Origin of the sequence: Rhizobium sp. PvP014 (assembly GCF_017876855.1) — a bacterium.
In the GTDB taxonomy this organism is placed as follows: domain Bacteria; phylum Pseudomonadota; class Alphaproteobacteria; order Rhizobiales; family Rhizobiaceae; genus Neorhizobium; species Neorhizobium soli.
In genome coordinates this window covers 74,915-93,705 of the sequence record NZ_JAGIOT010000003.1, presented here as the reverse complement: position 1 = coordinate 93,705, position 18,791 = coordinate 74,915, and the positions used below count along the sequence as shown (strand labels likewise).

The window sequence follows — 18,791 nt, the reverse complement described above, 5'->3', positions numbered from 1 at the left end:
ATATTGAAAAACCTCGGTTTTCCGAATGTTCTCAGACGGCGGCTCATGTGGAGCCGCCGTCTGACCACGTCAAGCAACCTCGGGGAGCCCACCAATCAGCTTGTCGAGCGTGACCGGATAGTGCCGAACACGCAAACCTGTCGCATTGTAGATGGCGTTGGCGATGGCGGTGGAAACGCCGCAGAGGCCAAGTTCGCCGATGCCCTTTGCCTTCATGGGCGATGACATCGGGTCGGTTTCGTCCATGAAGATTACTTCCTGGTGCGGAATATCCGCATGCACCGGAACTTCGTAGCCGGCCAGATCGTGGTTGACGAAGAAGCCCCGGCGGGTGTCGACCGCCAGTTCCTCGGTAAGCGCACCGCCGACACCCATGGTCATCGCGCCGATGACCTGGCTGCGTGCGGTGATCGGGTTGAGGATGCGGCCGGCTGCGCAAACTGCAAGCATGCGTCGGATGCGGGTCTCTCCGGTCGCCACGTCCACGCCGACTTCCACGAAATGCGCCCCGAAGGTAGACTGCTGGTGCGTCTCGGTGAGGTTCCCCCACTGCATCGTGTCCTCTCCCACCAAGCCTTCAGGTCCGGCGGACCCGGCAAGAGGAACCGAGCTGTTGCCGGAGCGCACCTGGCCGTCCTCGAAGACTGCATCGGCGGAATTGAAACCGAGCTTCTGAACAATCGCCTCCCGTAGCTTGACGCAGGCGGCGTATACACCTGACGTTGACGAATTGGCACCGAACTGCCCGCCGGAACCGGCCGATACGGGAAACCGCGAGTCGCCCAGTTGGACCGCGACCTTGTCGATCGTGACACCCATCATTTCGGCAGCCGTCTGGGCGATGATCGTGTAGCTGCCCGTTCCGATATCGGTCATGTCGGTTTCGACAGTGATAATCCCCTCGTTGTCCAGGCGCACCCTTGCGCCCGACGGCAGGACCATGTTGTTTCGAAACGCGGCGGCGACCCCTGTGCCGATCAGCCAGTTGCCTTCGCGCCGTGTGCCGGGTTTGCCGCGGCCGTTCCAGCCGAATGTCTCGGCACCCAGCTTGAGGCAACCGTTGAGGTCACGGTGCGAGAAGGGGCGTTCAGGCTTTTCCGGATCGACCTGCGTGTCGTTGATGATCCGGAAGTCGACCGGGTCGAGCCCAAGCTTCTCCGCCATCTCGTCCATTGCAATTTCGAGTGCCATCAAACCCGGCGCCTCCCCCGGGGCCCGCATGGCGTTACCTTCCGGAAGATCGAGCGCTGCCAGCCGCATCGCCGTCATCCGGTTTTCGCCCGCATAGAGCAAACGCGTCTGCAGCGTAGCCGCTTCCAACTGACCACCGGGCTGGTCACCCGACCAGCTTTCGTGACCGATTGCGGTGATCTTGCCGTTCTTTTCGGCGCCGATCCGGATGCGTTGCGAAGTCGCCGGACGGTGTGTGGTGTTGTTGGCCATAAAAGGTCGTGGCAACGCGACTTTCACAGGGCGCTTGGCAGCCTTCGCACCGAAAGCGGCCAGAACGGCATCAACGCGCAGGAAGAGCTTGCCGCCAAACCCGCCGCCGATGAAGGGCGACATCAAATGGATCTTCTCCTTGTCGACGCCAAGCGTCGTTGCAAGGTCGGACCGCCACCAGTCGATCATCTGGCTAGATGTCCACAGCGTCAGTTCGTCACCGTCCCACGCAGCGATCGAAGCATGTGGCTCCATCATCGAATGGGATTGGTCTGGTGTTTTGTAGGTTTCTTCCAGGGTTACGGCAGCCTCCCTGAAGGCGGCATCGAAATCGCCAACGGCGCTATCAGTTGGCGCGCCGCCGGCATCCTTCGGCTTGACCGCATCCTTGACGGCCGCCGAAAGATTGAACACGCCCTCCTCGGCCGTATAATCGACCTTTACGAGAGCAGCGGCAGCACGCGCCTGCTCAAAGGTTTCGGCTACCACCACCGCGATCGCTTGATGATAGTGCTGGATCTTGCTGCCGCCGAAGAGGTTGGCAGTATTGAACTTGCCCTTTGCGCGTTCACCGACGTCCAATGTCGTGACAACGGCGATAACGCCCGGCGACTTCTTGGCGACTGCGACGTCTATTTTGTTGATTTGCCCTTTCGCGATGGCAGCACCGACCGGATAGCCATAGGCACAGGGTGTCGTCGGATCGTGCCATTCATAGGCATACATTGCTCGCCCGGTGGCCTTCAGCTGACCATCGATGCGCTGGATCGGCTGGCCCACGACCTTGAGCTGATCGATTGGATTGGTGGTTGCTGGTGTGTCGAACTTCATGGCTCAGCCCCTCGCTTCGGCGATCACGGCACCGAGCGTACGCTCGACCAGATCGACCTTGAATCGGTTCTGCTCGGTCGGACGGGCGTCCGCGAGAAGAATGGTTGCCGTGGCGCGTGCGCCCTTGGGCAATTCGGCCTCTGCCGCTTCGACGCGCCAGGGTTTGTGGGCAACGCCACCCACTGCGACGCGACCCTTGCCATCCGGCTGGATGACGGCGGCGACGGAAATTAGCGCGAAAGCATAGGACGCTCGATCGCGAACCTTGCGGTAGATATGCTTTCCACCGAGCGGCTGCGGCAGCACGACAGCCGTGATAAATTCGCCCTGATCAAGGACCGTTTCGATCTGCGGCGTTTGGCCTGGCAGGCGATGGAATGTCGCGATTGGGACAGCGTTGCGGCTGCCATCGGCTTTGACGGTTTCGACCACGGCATCCAGTGCCCGCATGGCAATCGCCATGTCGCTTGGATGAGTTGCGATGCAGGCGTCGCTCGCGCCGACAACGGCGTGTAGGCGACTGAAGCCGCCTATGGCGGAACATCCGCTCCCAGGCTGACGCTTGTTGCAGGGCTGGTTGGTGTCATAGAAGTAGGGACAGCGCGTCCGCTGCAGCAGATTTCCGGCTGTTGTCGCCTTGTTCCGCAGTTGCCCGGAAGCACCAGCTAAAAGCGCACGCGACAAAAGGCCGTAGTCGCGTCGCACGATCTCATGCGAGGCGAGATCGGTGTTGCGCACCATGGCCCCGATCCGCAGGCCGCCGTCGGCCGTGGTCTCGATCGCATCCAGCCCAAGACCGTTCACATCGATCAGGTGGGTGGGCGTCTCGATCTCGAGCTTCATCAGGTCGAGGAGATTGGTCCCGCCGGCAATAAACTTGGCTTCCCGGTTGCCGGCAGCCGTCTGCACTGCCGCCTCGACGGAGGAAGCACGCTCATAGGTAAAGGCTCTCATGCTTTGATCCCCGCAACTTCGGATATGGCGTCGAGAATATTGGAGTAGGCACCGCAGCGACAGATGTTGCCGCTCATACGTTCGCGCACTTCGTGGGCCGTCATCTGTGCCTGGGCGGTCAGGTCGCCCGTCACGTGGCTGGGGATGTTCGCCTTGATCTCTTCGATCACGGCGATAGAGGAACAGATCTGCCCGGGCGTGCAGTAGCCGCACTGGAAGCCGTCGTGCTTGACGAAGGCGGCCTGCATCGGGTGCAGATTGCCGGGTTCGCCGAGACCCTCGATCGTGGTCACCTGGTCGCCATCATGCATGACCGCAAGCGACAGGCAGGAGTTGACGCGACGGCCGTCCACCATGACGGTACAGGCACCGCACTGGCCGTGGTCGCAGCCCTTTTTCGTGCCTGTCAGGTGAAGATGCTCCCGCAGGGCATCAAGCAGCGTAGTGCGGTTGTCGACGTCGAGCTCACGTATCTCGCCGTTGACAGTGAAGGATAGTTTCGTCGTAAGGTTCATGGCTCGTCCCGCGGGCTGTGCCGCCGCTTTACCCGCGACCCCCGTCACCGCCACTGTCGCGGCTGACGAGACAAGTAAATTCCTTCGGGATATTTCCAGTTGGATTGGGTTTTGCATATCCGGCTCCACTTCGTTCTTCGGTGTTGTCGAGCGCGGGTAGACCGCACCACGGTGAAGGATAGTGGCGGGGATACAAAATGATTAGGTGGCATTCATCGCTTGGACATATCGAACCTGAACATCAATCAATTGGCGATTGGTCCTTGAGCGGCGGAGGATGCCTTGCAAGATAGTAGGCAACACGGCGAACGGAGTCGCCGCAAGTTTGACCAAAGCTGATGGGCAGTCGTGCGAGAGATGACCGCGTTCACATCGACCTCATTCGGCTGACCGATGACAAAAGCCGCTGTAGGCGAGTAGCTATCATAGGAAAATTCCGACCTGGTTCACGTAGTCGCTTTTCGCCGACTTCATCGCCTCGTCAGATATCTGGTCAAGCAACTCGGTCTTAACCCCACCGGGACTTAAAATAGTGGTGTGGATGTTATAGTCCTTCCACCTCTTGGCGGAGACCTTCGCAGAACGCCCTGACGGCAAACTTGGTGCACCCGCGACGACAGTCTAGGCCGGAAACAACAGGTGACCTGCTACTGAGGCCGTAGTGATAATATGGCCCGACTCCTGCACGCCTTCATAATGCAGCGCAGCGGGGATACGATAGAGTACGGCCTTGATGCTAACGTCAATCTTTCGGTCCCATTCATCGACATTAAGCGCTTCAAGGGCAGAAACCGGGATGATGCCCGCATTGTTGATCAGTACGTATTACCGAATTACTTTTTAGGCGGCGCAATTCTGGATGTGCACTACCCATCCTAAGCCGGAAACAAGGGCAAGCAGGCAGAATGCGCACGATTGGAAACCTGAAAATTTCACGGTGATCTCCTTCACAACGAGTAGGTCGTTGGTCGTTTTACATCGGATCCGCCAAAAGGATTAGGTCATCCAGTCCGCATACGGTTATGCGCTATTTGGACCAATCACCCATATATATGCTTGACGAGCTTTCGTTGGCACGGAATTCTTTGACTTCCACGATTTCGACGTGCGGCTCCGAACGTGATCAATGGCGACAAAGTCGAGGCCCACTTTATGCTACGGCAACATGGCAAATCGACGCTCACGAGTCACATTCCGCCTCTGACACAGGGTCGATGACGTCGCAGCGAGCGATTTCTGCTTCCAGTGCAGGTGCGACGGCTGGAATGGAGGCACGAAGCGGAAATTATTTCCGCTTTGGGGCCGAGACGAGACTGTCAGCTATAAGAACTTCTCCCGCTGAAAGCAGCCATCAGCGAAGCCTAACTCCCGAGGACCACGGCCGAGGTGGGAAGTAGGAAACATCGCCTCGACGAGGACGTCGCCGGACGTGTCTGGTTCTTCGAGGAAATATGTAAGATGGGCGAGGAGAACGATATCGGGCCCGCCACTCAGGTCACCTGAACACACGTTCAGCGGTTGATCTGCGCCACCGACGTATGTGTTTGGTCAAACCGATACGGCATAGGATAGATAGATCCTCCAGAGCAAATTTTGTTTTTCGTCAGCAAATTTCGTGCTAGACAGCGGCATGACCTCTTCACGCGCTCTCGAGATAGATTTTGCGGAACCGACGCTCGCACCCGTCACACGACGGGCGCACCATTCCCATGGATTTTCAGTCGAGTATGTGGAGTTGAGCAGCGCGGAACCGTACGAATTCAGAAGCCGCGGTGATAGCCATTATCTGGCACTGCACGACATCGCCCTTAAAGATGGCGAGCTTCGCGTAGACAGCCTGCCGAGGCTTCAGGTCCGGGATCTACGCGACACGATCACGTTCGTGCCTAAAGGCTGCGGCATTGAAGGCTGGAGTGAGCCTGAACCACGGGTAAACAGTTTTCTGGCGATGTATTTCGATCCTGAGGTGATCCACCAAGATCTCGGGAGCCGATATGCCAGAGGCGATCTACCGCCGTTCGCCTATTCGCGCGATCCGCAGTTACGCGCGACACTCAAAAAACTGGCAGCGCTCGTCACGGCGCCTCAAGTCGACGAACTTCATGCCGAGAGCGTCTGCCTGGTGGCGTCGCTCGAAGTCTTTGGGGTCATGGCCGACAGACAGGGGCGCCTGTCCGACCGACAGATCGCCTCGGTGACGGATTTCGTGGAGGGGCATCTTCACGAAACCATAGGATTGGCTGAGCTTGCCGCGGTGGCCGGACTTAGCCGTTTTCACTTTTCCCGCGCCTTCAAGGCGACAACCGGGGAAAATCCACATGCGTTCGTCCAAAGGCGGCGCATCTCGCGAGCTGTTAAACTGCTGGAGCAGGTTGAATTCCCTATCGACGCGATTGCGGGGGCAGTCGGGTACAAGGGCACGCCACAGTTTCGAAGGGCGTTTCATGAGGTGATGGGGACCTCTCCGCTGAAATATCGTCTGCGACGTTGAACTAGATGGCGGGGGCCAACCAATGGACAATGACTACACCGATGCGAACCTGACTGTCTGCGACCGGGAACCGATCACGCGACTCGATGAGATCCAGAACTTCGCGTTCCTCATCGCGATGTCGAACGACTGGACGATCGTTCGCGCATCCGAAAACTGCGAGAAGTTCATCAAGGTTAAGCCGGAAAAGCTTCTGGGTACCCGCTTCGACCGATGGATCAGCGACGCTGCACTCCACGACATTCGCAACCGGATGGCGATCCTGGCGTCAACGACAGGTGAGCGGATTTTCGACTTGAAGCTGGTACAGGGATTGCCCAACGTCGATCTCTCGATCCATTTCCAGGGTGACCTGCTGATCATCGAAGGTGAGCGGACACAGAAGGCCGAACGGGTGGAGGCGGCCGCGATGGTTCGTGCGATGGCAGCGCGTCTGCTTAAATCGCCAACGATCGCTAAATTTCACCATGATACGGCTCGGCAGGTGCTGGCGATCACAGGCTTTGATCGCGTCATGATCTATCAGTTCGACACCGAGGGCCACGGCGAAGTCATTGCGGAATCGGCACGCGCTGGAATGGAAAGCTTTCTCGGTCTCCACTATCCCGCATCTGACATCCCGCGTCAGGCTCGCGAACTTTACCTGCGCAACCCGTTCCGCATCATAGCAGACGTCGCCGCGCCGACGGTGTCGCTCCTACCTCCCGCTGATGCTGTAACGCCACCGCTCGACCTATCGATGTCGATCAGCCGCGCAGTGTCGCCGGTGCACATCGAATATCTGCGCAACATGGGGGTGGGTGCCTCGCTCTCGATCTCGATCGTTGTCGAGGAAAAGCTCTGGGGTCTTATCGCATGCCATGCGAATGGGCCACGCCTGCCGAGCTTTATCATGCGGACCGCATCCGAGCTGTTCGGCGCGATGTATTCCATGATGCTCGAGAGCCGCCTGCGGCGCGGTAGTGAAGAGCACGAGCAGCGAGCGCGAAGGTTGGCTGATCGCGTCATCACCATGATCGCCGGCGACGAGACGTTGATGGAAAACGCGCAATGGCTGCAGGACATGACGCGCGACATGGTGGATTGCGATGGTGTCGCAATTTACCGTAGTGGCAAAGCTCATCTTCACGGCGCCACGCCTTCTGAAGAGAATGTCATCGCGCTCGCGCATCATCTAAACGCAGCATCGCCGAGCCGGGTCTTCACGACCGACCACCTGGCTTCTGTGCATGCTCCGTGCAGCGCAACGGCGGATCGCGCCGCCGGCATGATGTCGATCCCGATCTCGCGTGTCCCACGCGACTATATCTTGCTGTTTCGCCGAGAGCGCCTCAGCGAGATCAGATGGGGTGGAGATCCCGCGAAGCTCGTGGAAGCCAGCGCCGATGGTGAGCGTATGTCTCCCCGCAAGAGCTTTGCGGCATTCGCCCAACTGATCCGTGGCAGGGCTACCCCCTTTTCCGACCGCGACCAGCGCATCGGTGAAGCTATCCGGCAGGCACTGATCGAAGTCATCCTGCGCTATTCGGACGGTGCCAGCGACGAGCGAAGGCGTGCATCGGAACGTCAGGAAGTGCTTATTGCAGAGCTCAATCACCGCGTTCGCAACATCCTCGCCCTGATCCGCAGCCTCGTGACAAAGACGAGCCAAGCCGCCGTCGATGTCACCAGCTATGTGGACTCGCTTGGCGGACGGGTTCAGGCGCTGGCGAGAGCGCACGACAGGATTACGCGTCAGAGCTGGGGCCCTGCTCCGCTGGCCGGCCTGTTCGAGGATGAAATTGCTGCACATGACAATGCGAGGGGCCGCCTCTCCTTGAAGGGCCCCAGTGTTCTGCTCCAAGCACAGGCGACCTCCACCATAGCGCTGGTTGTCCACGAGCTCGTCACCAACAGTTGCAAGCATGGAGCGCTTTCCGCCGCGGGTCGCGTAGAGGTGACCGTCGAAGCAGTCGATGGCGAAGGCGTCTATATCAAGTGGAAGGAAATCGGCGGCCCGGCCGTGGCTGCCCCGACACGTCGCGGCTTCGGATCTGTCATTGTCGAGCGAACGATCCCGTTCGATCTACAGGGCACGGCGGAGCTTCGCTTCCTGTTGGCAGGACTGGAAGCGGATTTCTTCATCCCGCATCATTATGTCTTCATCGGGGACGAGGACCAGGCACCCGCTCCGACCATATTCAACACCGACGCCACCAAGAAGACCGACGTTCCTGCTGCCCGACTGCTTCAAGGAACGCATGTCCTGCTGGTCGAGGACAATATGCTCATAGCCTTGGAGGCAGAGGACATGCTGCACGAATTGGGTGCCGTTCACGTGGCCCTCGCCTCGACGATTACCGAAGCTGAGCAGTTACTCGCAAAACATAGTTTTCAGTTCGCGATGCTTGACATCAACGTCGGTCGCGGAACGAGTTTCGATCTCGCGACAAAGCTTGGGGAAGCCGGCACGCCTTTCATTTTCGCGACGGGCTATGGCGATGAGTTGGCGATCGCAGGGCGTAAGGGGAGCGAGGTCATTATCCAGAAACCTTACGAGCGCGATCACCTCGCTCGCGCCGTGCAGCAGGTGCTGACCAAGGCCGTTGTCTGAGACAACCAGATACCCGTACTACTCGGCCTGCACCGCAGACCAAAAGCAAGAGAATGCCACGCCCTCTCTTCCGATAATGAAAAACCGCATTCTTGAGCGTCTTCCGGCTGCAGAGCTAATGGGCCTGTTGCCTCACCTGGAGCCCATCGAGCTGCCGCTGGGCTACTGCATCGTTCCCGTCCGCGACGAGTTCAGATATGTCTACTTCCCGGAGAGCGGAATTTGTTCAATCATTGCCGTCTCGCCAGCCGGGCGCAAGGTGGAGTCCGGGATGTTCGGCAGGGAAGGTTTCGGCCCGACGGCGGCCGCCGTAGGCGTCGGCTTCAGTCGTCAGGAAATCCTGATTCAATCGCCGGGAAACGGCTTTCGCATTCTGCTGGAGCCGTTTCGGGAACAGTTGGCGCAGTCCCCTGCATTGATGGTTCTGCTGGTACTTTTTGCGTATAATCTTGCTACCCAAGCCTCCTACACGGCCCTTTCCAATCGGATTCACAGGGTGGAGGTCCGCCTCGCCCGCTGGCTTCTGATGTGCCACGATCGACTTAGCGGAGACCACATCGGCATCACCCAAGAATATATCGCACTGATGCTGGCCATCCGCCGACCCAGCGTTACGACAGCGCTTCATATTCTGGAAGGTAAAGGGTTCATCAGGTCGAATCGGAAACTTGTCACGATCAGAAACCGGCGTTCGCTAGAAGTATTTGCCTTCGATGCATACGGCGAGCCGGAAGAGGAATACCGCCACCTCTTCGGAAATCTGTCATCTGGCGATACGATGGAGCAGGTAAGCCACTCTTGGAGATCAGGAGGCATAACCGCGTAGTCTATGGCCAGCTCCCAGGCAAAGCCACTGACGACCTCTACGACCGATAGGCGCAAAAGCGCGGAACATGATCCTCAGCCGGTTGCTTGAAGTTCTCTTCATCGACGCTCTGCGGAGTACTAGAGATGCTGAGACATCTCCCGGACTGTTGCGTGGGCTTTTCCGACATCCGCCTGACTCCAGCGCTGCGACGCATTCATCATGACCCGAGCGGAGGCGTGTCCGTCAAGGAACTGGCCGAGACTTCCGCGATGTCGAGATCGGCATTCTTCGACCGCTTCAGAAGTCAGGTTGCCTCGCCGTCCATTTTGCGCTGGTTCTGCCCTGCGATTCGCTTCGAAGGTGCACAGGTGACACGAGGCCGCTGTGGAGGCATGTCCGCTTTGGGGAACCCGAGGCGATGACCTGGACGTCTGAAATGAGGGCGCATATCCGCCATCCGACCGAAGCGGACATCTCGTTACGTATTGAGTTCCCACGTTCTATGCGCGGGAGGTAATTGTTCGAGTTAACTCATTGCCCCCATGTCAAGGGTCCGTAGTCGATCCTTGTCATTCACCCGGCGTCGATTTGTACTGCCGAGCGACGCTCATAACCCGCGCGCCATAGAGACGCGCTGTTTCGAGATCGCCCGAAGACATTTCTTCGGGAGCCGCGTCGGCGTCCGACTGCGCCATCGGCCCGATATAGGATCCCATGCGGTTCAAGTCGTCGCGCTTGGACGCTTTCACGTTGGATGGCTTGATGCCCAGGCTCACCCACAGGCCACCATGCTGCCCGGAAAGAAGGACAAAATATTGCAGCGTGTTCAGCTTGTCGCCGTTGAGGCTGGCGCTGTTGGTGAAGCCGCCAAAGACCTTGTCCTGCCACTTCGCGGTAAACCACGGCTTTGAGGATGCATCGGCAAATTTCTTGAACTGCCAGCTCGGTCCGCCCATGTAAGTCGGGGAGCCGAATATGATGGCGTCTGCGGAATCCAGCGCCGCCCATCCGTCGTCGGAAAGATTACCCTCAGCGTCAATGGCAAGGAGCGCTGCACCAGCGCCTTCCGCGACGGCCTCTGCCATGCGTTGCGTATGGCCGTAGCCGGAATGGTAGACGATGACAGTTTTTGCGAAGGAATTCGAGGTCGTCATGGCTTGTTCCTTATGCCGTGATTCTACGCGTCGCCGATGGAGTCAGCGCGGTCTGGATTGTGTTGGTTGTGATGATGGAGGCGCGCGATTTGCGGCCGCGGCTATTGGGCTGCTGTTATGATGAGAACTGGACGAAAGCTGCGATGATGAGCAGCAGCAGGAATACCGATGGCGGCGGGATATGGCGGAAATCGCGGACCCTGATGACAGCGAGGATTGCGGCGACCATGATGCAGGCTCCGAGCGCCACGCCAATTGCGAAAGTTGGCCGCAAGATTAGCAAGACTGCCGTCAGGAATTCCAGGATTCCTGTGATCCAACACCACCACGATGGAAATCCGTAACGAACGAATTCTTCTCGAACGGCCTTGCTGCCGGACGCATTGATGACAGCACCGAGAAGAAATGCGGCGGCAGCCAGGAGCGTCGCAGCATTGCCGACTGACAGCGATATGAAGTTGAACATTAAACGATCCTAACGGTGACACCCGCCAGCATGGCAATATCACTAGCACCATAATTAAATCTAGCGATGCTATATTGTCAACCGTTGCAATGCATTATTAGTGCCGCTATGAGTATTCGTAACGGGCGAAGGTGAAGTTATGGGCATAAACGAACGCAAAGAGCGGGAGAAAGCGGAGCGAGAGCAGCGCATCATCGGCGCGGCCAGAATGATTGCCGAAAAAGACGGCTGGGCCTCGGTGACAGTTCGTCGGCTTGCTCAGGAGATCGAATACAGCCAGCCCGTCCTCTACGCCCATTTCCAAAACCGCGACGCGATTGTCGGGGCGGTCGCACTGGAAGGATTTGGGGAGCTAGGGCCGGTGCTGCGGGCAGCGGTCCGTCGCGGCGCAAGTTCGGCGGAAGCAATGGAAGACGTTGCTATGGCCTACCTGGAATTCGCATTTGAGCGGCCAGCTTTGTACGAAGCGATGTTCGTCCTTCCGAGCGGTCTGCGGTTTGCAAAGTCCGATACACCTCAATCCCTGCGCGATACGTTCGGGGCCATGATGGCGGTCGTTGAGCCGTTTTGCGCAGACGCTGAAGTCGCAACCGAGGCATTCTGGGCGACCCTTCATGGTCTAGCGGAACTTGAGCGCCACGGTCGGATCAGGGCGGCGTTCCGCAAAGACCGAGTGACTCATTTCATCGATATGCTTTCGCGTAGGAGTTGACCTAGAAGCACGATCAAAGCAATGTTCGCATGTGATGAATCAGCGACGTTACGCCGCTAACTAAGCGCCTAGCTGCTGTGTGCAGAGGCACGGCCCCGCTAGGAGCGAGGCCGCACAACTTCAATCTTTGTATGCTCCGCCAATCCCAGCGCGTCCTCTATGCGATCCCCAGAACTCGACCGTGTTGTCTTACGGTCAGGACCATTGATGTGAGGGAAGCATGAATGAGCCGCCACCATGAAAAACGAGCAGCACTTATAGAACTTCAGTAGCGCATCAGCGTCGAGGCCCTTGAGCCCTGCGAGGGCACCCGACCGGATCTTCTCGACCCAATCCGGATCGCTAATCAGAGCGCGGCCGACGGCGACCAGGTCGAACGCATTGCACTCAGCTCATCGTCGCGGCACGAGAGACCCCGGCGCCGGACGGTCGCCCTGGTCGTGCACGGTTGGGGCCTCTCGTCGTCTTGGCTGCGCGTCGGCCACATGGGCCGCCCGTCCTTCGCGCGGAGGGGTTTCAGCTGCGCCCAGGCCCTTCCGCAGAAAGGACGCCCCAGCTCAGCGCACGAACCGCTCCGAGACCGCCAGCATGGTGACGGCGTGACCGGCCTGGGCGAGGAGTTCATCGAAGGCGGCCCGATCGGCATCCACGCCGTCCTGGAACGCCGTCAGTGTGGGCCACCACAACTGACGGGCGCCCAGGAACGGTGCGCCGTCGCTGTGCACCTCCGCGCTCGGCCGGTTCACCGCGTGACGCAGCGCACCGATCCGCAGACCGAGCTCGGCGTCATCAGCGCCCGCCCAGCCGGGATTGCCATCAAGGTGCACGAACTGCAGGAGATGGATGCTGGTCGGCCGCTCCAGCACGTCCCATTGCCGATCGACGGCGGATACGGCTCCGATTGGGGGCCGCGAGACGATTACATCCTCCTCGGTGATGAAGAAGATGACATTCGGCAGATCCTGAAACAACGGCTCGTCGGGGCGGATATTGTCGACGAACAAGGGCTCGTCGACCAGTGCGGCGGCGTCTTTCGAGGAGTCGAACGAGGGCATGGCGACGCCGTCGTATTTGTCCTGACCCAGGCCGAGGCGGTCGGTGTCGAACTGGTGCCCCTGGACGTAGGTGAGCATGCCCGGGATCTGGCGGCCCATGGTGCCGTGCGGGTGGCGCCAATGGTCATGGAAACGCTGGCGATCGATGTCGGGGCGGCGGGGGAGGAGGGCAAAGAAGCGGATCACGGGAAACTCCTGATTTGGTTGAATTAGTTGAATTCTTTGAATTAATTAGTTTGATTGATTTGTCACGGGTGCGAGCGTCCTCCTCCTTGGGAAGGACCCTTGGGGCGCGGCTTCTCAGTCAAGCTCGGTTATCGGCCTTCGAGACAGCGCATAGGGGCCTCTATACGGCCGGATGGGAGCCGTTGCCCTATTTTACCGAGCTGGCTGCCTCAAGAATGACATCAGCCGTCTCCTGTGGGTGAGACATGTAGACCATGTGACTCGACTTCACTTCCGTCATCTTCGTGCCTGAGCGCTTATACATCCACTGCAGAAAGTCGGATGAGAGCACCTTGTCTTCGGTCGTCACGATGCCGAATGACGGCTTGTCATGCCATGCAGCATGCTGGAACGGGATCTGGAATGTATCCAGCCTCATCGGCTTGGACATCGCAGACATGAAATCGGTCACATCGCGTGGAAGGTCCGCACCGATCATCTCATGATAGGTCGCTGGATTTGGAACGAACCTCTTGTCGTCATCGAGCTTCTTCATGTCGATGCCCATGGGAAAGCGGCTGCTGATCTCAAGCAGAGTTTCGCCCTTGTCGGGCTGAAGGGCTGCAACGTAGACCAGTGCCTTGACGTTGGGTGCTATTCCGGCCTCGGTGATAACGGCCCCACCGTAGCTGTGGCCAACCAGAACCGTGGGGCCGCTTTGGGTAGCGACAGCCAGATTCGTTGCGGCAATATCATCTTCGAGGCTTGTATGCGGCAACTCGACAACAGTGACTGCCAACCCTTTCGCCCGTAGAATTTGGAAGACATCCTTCCATCCCGAGCCGTCCGTGGTCCCACCATGCACCAGGACAACGTTGGTCGCACCGGCATTGACAGATCCAGCAACTTTGGCAGTTCCATCGGCTTTGGCAGGTCCCGAAATTGCTAGAGCCAGCAGGGCACCAGCCAGAAGTCTTTTCATCGTCATCCTATTTCCTTCAACTATTTTCGATGCGCGTCGGGACGCTCGTTTGTTCCCGACATCATCTCATGATGATGAGGCATAGATACACGATGGATATCTGATATCAATTACGCACCTAGATTAGCCTAGATATGGACGAGTATACCGGGCCCGGAAGCCCTCTCATCACGCGCTGGATCACGCGCAGTCCGCCTCCCGAGCCGGAAAACTCGCCCCCTTAGTCCGATATCCTGCCAAAATCAGCTATGCCCTTGGAATCCCATCCTGTGTCCTTTGATCCGGTCGGGATGCCGTGAGGAGGCGACGTGCATCTTCCAGATCGAGCCCCCGGCGAACGCGGCAACCTTGTCAGCGGCGATCGACACTGTCGTCATAGCGCCGCGTGGCCGCCTCGACCTGGTCGCCATTGGCCTCTGCCCAGTCGCACAGTGCCTCAAACGGCTGCCGCAGAGAATGGCCTAGTGGAGTGATGGCATATTCTACGCCAATCGGTTGCGTTGGGAGTACGGTTCTGGTCACAAGACCGTTCCGCTCAAGCCTCTTCAATGCGTCTGACAGAGCCTTGTGGGTGATCCCGTCGAGACGCCGCTTTATTTCGTTGAAGCGCGACGGTTTGGGACAGATCACCGTTAATATCATGATCGTCCATTTGTCAGCGATCTTGTCGAGTACCGGGCGCACCTGCGCCATGTCGCCACAGGCACGCTGAGAAAGGGCTTCAAGGTCGCTATACTGGTCCATGCTTGGGCTAATCCGTGTGGTTAAATGATATCAGGTATCCTGCGTATATCACTGTGAGACCGCTCGGGGAAGGCTTTACGATGGCTCGAACGAGTAACGAGGTGGCTGGTCGCCAAGGTATTGGCCTGCCTGTTGCGGAGTGACTTTGTGCCGAGGGTGCACATGTCTTCATCACCAGTCGCAGAAGTGGAGATCCTGAAAAGGCCGGCAAAAGCATCGGAAATCGCGCGGTCGGTATAACTGTTTTCGAGCGCAGCTACATAGGCGGACACTGTTGAAATTCGATCGGTCCACCAGCGTTCCTGGCAAGTCTTCAACCTCGGCTTACACAGGTATACTCATCGATATCTACTCTATATAAAGTGCGTAATTGACCCTAGATATGAAATATATATCTATCGCCTGTCACTTTTAATGGAGCCAACATGACCAGACTAGACAACAAAATTGCCCTCGTTATCGGGGGACAAGGCGGCATCGGTGGAGCCGTTTCGCAGCGGTTTGCCGACGAGGGCGCACAGGTTTATGCGACCAGCCGCAAGGGCACGGATGGCGTGTCAGAAGAAGCAGGCACAGGCAGCATGCGCAGCATCCAGGCGGATGCGAGCAACACCGCCGACCTGACTCGTGTCTTCGAGCAGGTAAAGTCGGAACAGGGGCGCATCGACATCCTTGTCGTCAACGCAGGTCTTTCCGAATACGCACCCTTGGAAGACATATCCGAAGACCATTTCGATCGTGCATTCGGGCTTAACGTCCGCTCGCTCGTTTTCGCGGCACAAGGTGGTATTCAGCTCATGCAGCCCGGCGGGACGATCGTGTTGATCGGCTCCATCGCGGGCGAGATCGGCACCAAGGGATATGGCGTCTACGGTGCCACAAAGGCCGCTGTCCGCTCCTTCACCCGCACCTGGGCCAACGAACTTGCTCCCAAAGGCATCCGTGTCAACGTCGTCAGCCCCGGGCCGACCGATACGGCGATGATGGCCGGAGCCTCGCAAGAGATCCGGGATGCGCTTTCCGGCATGATCCCGCTGGGGCGCATGGGCCGGCCAGACGAGGTTGCCGCTGCAGTCCTTTTCCTTGCCAGCGACGAGAGTAGTTTTACGACCGGCGCGGAACTGGCCGTCGATGGTGGCATGGCTCAGGTCTGACGCGCACAAAAGGCGGCTGGCCGCGCGCTTCGCAGCTTTGCGTCTGCGCGTGGCCGACGGTCGGACCCAGCGTATCCGCCGCAGGCAACCAGCAGGCATCGTAAACTCGACGGATGAGAGGCCAGCGAAAGATGCCTTCCGCAGATACCTCTTATGCTCAGGCAAAATGTCGTGTCGTGTAATTTGAAATAGGTTGGCGATCGGATCAGAATGTAGATGAAGTGCTGGCGTATCAGTATCTTCGCCTTGATGGGACCAGAACCTACGACCCGGTCATTAGAGGTCAAATCACTAGGATTCCTTAGACAATTCATCAGCTTATTGGTGGAGGAACGCTGTGTCAGCCTGTCGAGGGAATACAAGTTCGCGGGACGATGAACCTACGCCCTCCGCAATGACGACCGGATTGTACTGTTCGATCTTTCCGCTTGCGAAGGTAACAGAGACGCATCTGCGACCTCCTCGCTCTCGATCGGGTCGAAGGGCGCTTGGTTGGCTTACAGGAACCACGCTTCGGCAGCTGCCAGCAGTTTCTTCTCGTCTCGCATTCCTTCTTGGAACAAGCGGAAAAGCAGCATCGCGAGCTCGTCGGGATGCGTGTCGTGTATCGGCACTGCCTGCGCAAATACTCTTTCGAGCAGAGCCAGGTCTTCAGGCCGGAGAAAAACATCAGAGGGAATTCTACCGCGCATAACGTAAGCTATTGTGAGGTTGGTCGGTTGGCAAGTGTTCGTGGAAGTATGATGAGCGCTACCACTTCGTCGTTGGCTCGTTCTCGCCAGACTGACTAGGCTGCCACTGTTCACAGAAACACGACACAGACTTTACTGCGGTGTGCAACAGAGTTGGGTCTTGCCACACGGGACCTCGGCCGCGCGTTCATCGCCCCTATCCTCCTCCAGCAGTACGGGCCAGATATTCTCTCCACCATCGGAAAGGCGACGATGTACGAGGCCGTCTTGTATTCTGTAGCGATGCCGATGTCCTTTCTGATGATCGTTCGAGAGGAGGAGAAGCAGCACCTGCTCCGCCTGTCGCAAACCGATCAGTTGACCGGGCTTGCGAACCGCCACGCCTTTTTTGAGCAGGCAGCTCGGATCATCAGGGAGCGGCAAGGCCACCCCGTCTCCCTGCTTGCCTTCGACCTCGACCACTTCAAGGCGATCAACGACCGTCACGGCCATCCAGTCGGAGATCAGATTCTCAAGTTGTTCGCAGAGACCGCCCGCGAAGAAGCGGGACCCGACGCGCTTCTTGTCCGGCTGGGTGGTGAGGAATTCGCCGCACTCCTGCCACGGTGCAACCATCATCAAGCTCTCAGTCGTGGCTCGGTGATCGCACGCCGGTTCGCCATCACAGCCGCGCGAGCAGAGGGCCTGAAGACCCAGGCGACCGTCAGTATTGGTCTTGCGGCACCGGACTGCCATGACCTCGCGGAAATGCTCGCGAGCGCCGATGGTGCTCTGTACCGAGCAAAAGCCCTTGGACGGAATCGCGTTGAGACCGCCTGCCCAAACGAATTTCCGCTGAGGTCCGAGCCGCTCCCTCGCACTTTGAGTCGCGGGTCGCGGTGAAGGCGCGTTCTAGTTCGGTGTCGCGCTTTCGAACGAGAGCACCATCGCATCAGCACTGTCAGGCGATTTGCACGAGCAGTTGATCGTGGCGAAGGATGGCGGAATTGCCCGCGGCTCGCGACAACGGTAGAGCGCCGACCATCTGCGCGACTGTCATGGCTAAAAATCTCCGATGCGCCGCCCCTGGCAACCCCGGCCAACGCGCATTTCAGGTTCCGCTTGAAACTGTAAAAGATAGCAACAGCGAACTACATCAAGCACGCTTGGGAGTTCTTGATTGCTCTTTCCTTTTGAGGACGAGCAGTGCGAGCAATAGGTTGGCCGTCTCCACCGCCTGCTGGAAGATCGACACGAACGGGCTGTCGGCAGGGATCTCAGTACAATCTGCATCGAGGATCCATTCGACGCGGGCGGGATGCTGGCGCAGATAAGGATCGGCCTGGCAGACGTTGCGGACGTGTTCTTCGATCTCGCGCTTCACAAGGCCACCGAGGGCAAACTCGTCCTTCTCACTCGGCAGATACTGCGCGTCGATGATGATCTCGGCGCGGCCGGCCATCGAGGACGGATGCTCGCTTGCAGTCATCTGGGTGACAATGATCTGGTTGGGCAGATCCATCAGTGGATGGTTCTTCTTCGGGTCGAACATCCAGCGACGGATGAGGGTGTCGATGCCGTCGAGCATCTGGCGGCAAAGCTGCACGGCGTCGACCGGCCCGCTCGTGTACCAAGCATTTGGCGTCAGCTCGGCATGGGGTGGAGAGGTAGGAGACCAATAGCTTAAGGCTGACACTAATGAGTATCGTCCCGGACCTTTGCCGGTAGGATGCGAACAGATGCGAATGAATGCTGTAGGAGAGCCGATGTTGCGGCGGCGCGACCGGCTCTCCGGAACTACCCCCGTCCCTCGGAAGGCAGTTATGCTTAGTAAGCATTTGGGTGCAACGTGAGCAATTATCGATATTCAATGATGAAAAGTGAGGCCCGGAGCCTGTGGAAGGGAAGCGACTACCGACGCCGAGCCTCTACCGTGGATGCATTGAGGGGAACGCCACGGTGAGAGAACCGTACCGGGCGCCGGCTTACTATGCCATAGGCTAGATCTAGCCCCGGCACAGAGGTCTAGCGCGCACCCGAGAGTGCAGTCCGC

At 58.5% G+C, this 18,791-nt stretch carries 15 protein-coding genes; 6 read left to right on the top strand and 9 right to left on the bottom strand.

Features of this window, described 5'->3' with window-relative positions; genetic code table 11:
• Positions 1 to 69: 69 nt before the first annotated feature.
• Genes paoC through paoA form a run of 3 tightly spaced genes read right to left on the bottom strand, consistent with a single transcriptional unit; the run spans position 70 to position 3,860 of the window.
• Positions 70 to 2,274: an aldehyde oxidoreductase molybdenum-binding subunit PaoC gene (paoC, locus tag J3A65_RS22020; RefSeq protein ID WP_209903828.1), complete on the bottom strand. Its 2,205-nt coding sequence runs from the start codon at positions 2,272 to 2,274 to the stop codon at positions 70 to 72.
• Positions 2,275 to 2,277: 3 nt separating this feature from the next.
• A complete protein-coding gene (locus J3A65_RS22015; protein ID WP_209903826.1) occupies positions 2,278 to 3,228 on the bottom strand; it encodes a xanthine dehydrogenase family protein subunit M in 951 nt (316 codons plus the stop codon).
• On the bottom strand, positions 3,225 to 3,860 hold the full coding sequence (gene paoA, locus J3A65_RS22010; protein ID WP_209903824.1) for an aldehyde dehydrogenase iron-sulfur subunit PaoA: 636 nt from the start codon (positions 3,858 to 3,860) through the stop codon (positions 3,225 to 3,227). The genes J3A65_RS22015 and paoA overlap by 4 nt, the downstream gene beginning before the upstream one ends.
• A 1,513-nt stretch (positions 3,861 to 5,373) precedes the next feature.
• Between paoA and J3A65_RS22000 the strand changes: the two genes are divergently transcribed.
• From J3A65_RS22000 to J3A65_RS21990, 3 genes are read left to right on the top strand one after another with little or no spacing between them, the layout of a single operon-like run.
• On the top strand, positions 5,374 to 6,234 hold the full coding sequence (locus tag J3A65_RS22000) for an AraC family transcriptional regulator (protein ID WP_245341737.1): 861 nt from the start codon (positions 5,374 to 5,376) through the stop codon (positions 6,232 to 6,234).
• A 22-nt stretch (positions 6,235 to 6,256) separates the two neighbouring features.
• Positions 6,257 to 8,827: an HWE histidine kinase domain-containing protein gene (locus tag J3A65_RS21995; protein WP_209903822.1), complete on the top strand. Its 2,571-nt coding sequence runs from the start codon at positions 6,257 to 6,259 to the stop codon at positions 8,825 to 8,827.
• Positions 8,820 to 9,653: a Crp/Fnr family transcriptional regulator gene (locus J3A65_RS21990; protein ID WP_245341736.1), complete on the top strand. Its 834-nt coding sequence runs from the start codon at positions 8,820 to 8,822 to the stop codon at positions 9,651 to 9,653. Before J3A65_RS21995 ends, J3A65_RS21990 begins: the two co-directional genes overlap by 8 nt.
• Positions 9,654 to 10,204: 551 nt before the next feature.
• Here J3A65_RS21990 and J3A65_RS21985 read toward each other — a convergent pair.
• Together J3A65_RS21985 and J3A65_RS21980 are read right to left on the bottom strand one after the other, a co-directional pair.
• Positions 10,205 to 10,789: a flavodoxin family protein gene (locus J3A65_RS21985; RefSeq protein WP_209903820.1), complete on the bottom strand. Its 585-nt coding sequence runs from the start codon at positions 10,787 to 10,789 to the stop codon at positions 10,205 to 10,207.
• Positions 10,790 to 10,904: 115 nt separating this feature from the next.
• A complete protein-coding gene (locus tag J3A65_RS21980) occupies positions 10,905 to 11,255 on the bottom strand; it encodes a DoxX family protein (protein ID WP_209903818.1) in 351 nt (116 codons plus the stop codon).
• 139 nt (positions 11,256 to 11,394) lie between these two features.
• Between J3A65_RS21980 and J3A65_RS21975 the strand changes: the two genes are divergently transcribed.
• Complete coding sequence (locus J3A65_RS21975; RefSeq protein ID WP_209903815.1) at positions 11,395 to 11,967, top strand: TetR/AcrR family transcriptional regulator; 573 nt, start codon at positions 11,395 to 11,397, stop codon at positions 11,965 to 11,967.
• 557 nt (positions 11,968 to 12,524) lie between these two features.
• Here J3A65_RS21975 and J3A65_RS21970 read toward each other — a convergent pair.
• The 3 genes from J3A65_RS21970 to J3A65_RS21960 all read right to left on the bottom strand — a co-directional run bounded on the left by J3A65_RS21970 (position 12,525) and on the right by J3A65_RS21960 (position 14,913).
• The gene (locus J3A65_RS21970; RefSeq protein WP_209903812.1) at positions 12,525 to 13,208 is read right to left on the bottom strand and encodes an EthD family reductase; all 684 of its coding nucleotides are present in this window, start codon (positions 13,206 to 13,208) and stop codon (positions 12,525 to 12,527) included.
• Between the two features lie 187 nt (positions 13,209 to 13,395).
• Positions 13,396 to 14,175: an alpha/beta hydrolase gene (locus J3A65_RS21965; protein WP_209903810.1), complete on the bottom strand. Its 780-nt coding sequence runs from the start codon at positions 14,173 to 14,175 to the stop codon at positions 13,396 to 13,398.
• Between the two features lie 345 nt (positions 14,176 to 14,520).
• Positions 14,521 to 14,913, bottom strand: coding sequence for a helix-turn-helix domain-containing protein (locus J3A65_RS21960; protein ID WP_209903808.1), 393 nt, complete (start codon positions 14,911 to 14,913; stop codon positions 14,521 to 14,523).
• A gap of 425 nt (positions 14,914 to 15,338) precedes the next feature.
• Between J3A65_RS21960 and J3A65_RS21955 the strand changes: the two genes are divergently transcribed.
• Positions 15,339 to 16,067, top strand: coding sequence for an SDR family oxidoreductase (locus tag J3A65_RS21955; RefSeq protein ID WP_209903805.1), 729 nt, complete (start codon positions 15,339 to 15,341; stop codon positions 16,065 to 16,067).
• Positions 16,068 to 17,011: 944 nt separating this feature from the next.
• On the top strand, positions 17,012 to 17,641 hold the full coding sequence (locus J3A65_RS21950) for a GGDEF domain-containing protein (protein WP_348635253.1): 630 nt from the start codon (positions 17,012 to 17,014) through the stop codon (positions 17,639 to 17,641).
• Between the two features lie 253 nt (positions 17,642 to 17,894).
• Here J3A65_RS21950 and J3A65_RS21945 read toward each other — a convergent pair whose 3' ends face one another.
• Positions 17,895 to 18,344 carry a hypothetical protein gene (locus J3A65_RS21945; protein WP_245341735.1) on the bottom strand — a complete coding sequence of 150 codons (450 nt, stop codon included), beginning with the start codon at positions 18,342 to 18,344 and terminating at the stop codon, positions 17,895 to 17,897.
• Positions 18,345 to 18,791 lie beyond the last annotated feature (447 nt).